The organism is Chitinophaga sp., assembly GCF_036569125.1.
Classification (GTDB): domain Bacteria; phylum Bacteroidota; class Bacteroidia; order Chitinophagales; family Chitinophagaceae; genus Chitinophaga.
This window is the reverse complement of the sequence record NZ_DATCRF010000012.1, coordinates 1-2,589: the sequence shown is the minus strand read 5'-3', so window position 1 is coordinate 2,589 and position 2,589 is coordinate 1. Positions and strand designations below refer to the sequence as shown.

2 protein-coding genes are annotated in these 2,589 nt (G+C 51.1%); both read left to right on the top strand.

Going from position 1 to position 2,589, the window contains the following annotated elements:
• Positions 1-1,163: condensation domain-containing protein (locus VIM87_RS00490; protein ID WP_331995065.1), on the top strand; the 1,163-nt coding region annotated here is incomplete at its 5' end.
• Positions 1,164-1,172: 9 nt separating this feature from the next.
• Positions 1,173-2,589: amino acid adenylation domain-containing protein (locus VIM87_RS00485; protein ID WP_331995064.1), on the top strand; the 1,417-nt coding region annotated here is incomplete at its 3' end.

The window sequence follows — 2,589 nt, the reverse complement described above, 5'->3', positions numbered from 1 at the left end:
AGTTCCGGGTACAGGAGGCGGGTGCGCAGATCTTTCATATTGATTGTAAAGACCTGACCAACGATCCGCAGGCGCTGCAAACAGCCCGCCACATGGCGGCACAATTGTTCCGCACCCCTTTTAACCTGGAAAGCGGTCCGCTGTTAAAAGCTATGCTGCTGAAGGTTGCAACAGATCAACATGTGTTCCTGTTTGCCATGCACCATATTATTTCTGATGGCTGGTCAATACAGGTAATGGTAAAAGAGCTGCTGGCATTGTATAATAATAAGAACACCGCCTTGCCTGCACTGAAGATCCAGTACAAGGATTATGCGGCCTGGTTAAATAACCAGGTGAACGATAAAAGCTGGCAGGCGCACCGCCGTTACTGGCTACAACAGTTTGAAGATATGGGACCGGCCTTACAGCTGCCTGCCGATCACCCGCGGCCATTAGCCAGAACCACCAACGGCGCTACCCTGGAATTTGAGATCAATGAAACCTTAACAGCCGGTATTAAAGCGCTGGCCCGTACGCAGGATGCAAGCGTGTATATGTGCCTGTTAGCTACGGTGAAGGTATTATTACACCACTACTCCGGCCAGGATGATCTTGTAACCGGCATGCCCGTAGCAGGCCGTGTGCATAAAGACCTGGATGAGCAGCTGGGCCTGTACGTGAACATGCTGGCCATCAGAACCCGGCTGCAAGGGAAAGATAGCTTTTTACAGCTGCTGAAGAACGTAAAACAAACTTTACTGGGTGCTTATGAGCACCAGGTATATCCCTTTGATCAGCTGGTGGAAGCCTTACACCTGGAACATGATCCCAGCCGCTCTCCCTTAACAGATGTATGGGTGCAGCATAGCGATACGCCCTGGGTACAGGCCGAAGATGCCAATCTGAAGATCACGCCTTTTGAAACCGGCCATACTTATAGCAAGGTTGACCTAACCGTGAAGTTCATTGAAACCGGCAACACCATGAGCGTGATCCTGGAATATAATACCGACCTGTTTGAGGAAAGCACTATGGTGCAAATGAAAGATAAGCTGCTGCTGTTAATGAATGCTATTCTGCAACAGCCGGAGCAATCCTTAACTGCCCTCAACGCACAGCTGCCGGTTATGCGCCAGCATGCACCTGTACATCAGCTGGAAAGTATCAGTAACGACTATTAATCTCTTTTTATGAATAAAAGGATCATACATACCGTATTTGAACAACAGGTGCTGCGCGTGCCCGATAACATAGCCGTAGCAGAGGAAACGCAGCAGGTCACTTACCAGGAGCTGAATAAGCAGGCTAACCAGCTGGCGCACCTTTTAAGAGAAAAAGGCGTAGGTAAGGATGAGGTGGTGAGCGTGCTGGCGCCCGCGGGTATTCAGCTGGCCACCGCGCTGCTGGCAGTGTTTAAGTCAGGCGGGGTATACCTGCCTATGGACCCGGCATTTTCCCGTAAGCGTTTGCTGCAGATGTTTACGCAAACGGCTACACGGGTATTGATCACCTGCCGCGCCTTGCAGGAAACAGCGCAAACCCTGATCCGCGAGCTGGAGCTGGATATACCGCATCTGCTGGTAATGGAGGACCTGCCTTATGAGAACTATTCAGCTGAAAACCCGGCGCTGATCAATGAACCGGGCGACAGTAACTATATCTTTTATACCTCCGGCTCCACCGGCGCTGCCAAGGCATTCCTGGGCTGCCATGATAGCCTGAGCCATTTTATACACTGGGAGCTGAAAGAGTTTGGCGTAAATGAAACCTTCAAGGTAAGCCAGCTTTCACAGATCACTTTTGATGCTTCCCTGCGCGATGTGCTGCTGCCCCTGAGCTGTGGCGGTACTTTGTGTGTGCCCTTACCGGAAACCCGTTCTAATGTTATTACGCTAATGGCGTGGCTGGAAGCACAGCGCGTAACGCTGGTGCATTGCGTGCCCTCCCTCTGGCGCTTAATGAGCAAAGAATTAGCTGCGCAGGATGCTGCGGAAGTACGCCTGCCGGAGCTGAAGCATATCCTGATGGCCGGTGAACCCCTGTATGGTAAGGACCTGCAGTTGTGGTTCAGTACTGCCGCGCAACATGTAGAGATCGTGAACCTGTACGGCACTTCTGAAACCACCCTGGCCAAAACTTTTTACCGTATTAAAGAAGCCCCGGCAGATGCTTCCCAGGTAATGCACGTAGGGCAGCCCATCAGCAACACGGCTGTGATGATCTTACACCAGGGCCAGTTATGCGAGCCGGGTAAGATCGGTGAAGTATACATCCGCACACCTTTCATGACAAAAGGTTATTATAAAGACCCGGCTTTAACTGCCAGCGTATTTATCCAGAACCCTTTTGTGAAAGACCGTACGGAGCTTATGCACAAAACCGGTGACATGGGTAAGTACCTGCCGGATGGCAACATAGAAATACTGGGCCGTTTGGATGAGCAGGTGAAGGTGAACGGCATCCGTGTAGAGCTGAACGAGATCAAACAGGCCGTACTGGGCATGCCTGGTATGCAGGAAGTAGTGGTGATGGCGCATAAGAACAATGATCACCAGAACGAGCTGGTTTGTTATTATATAGCGCCCGGTGTAACAGTTACGGAGCTAC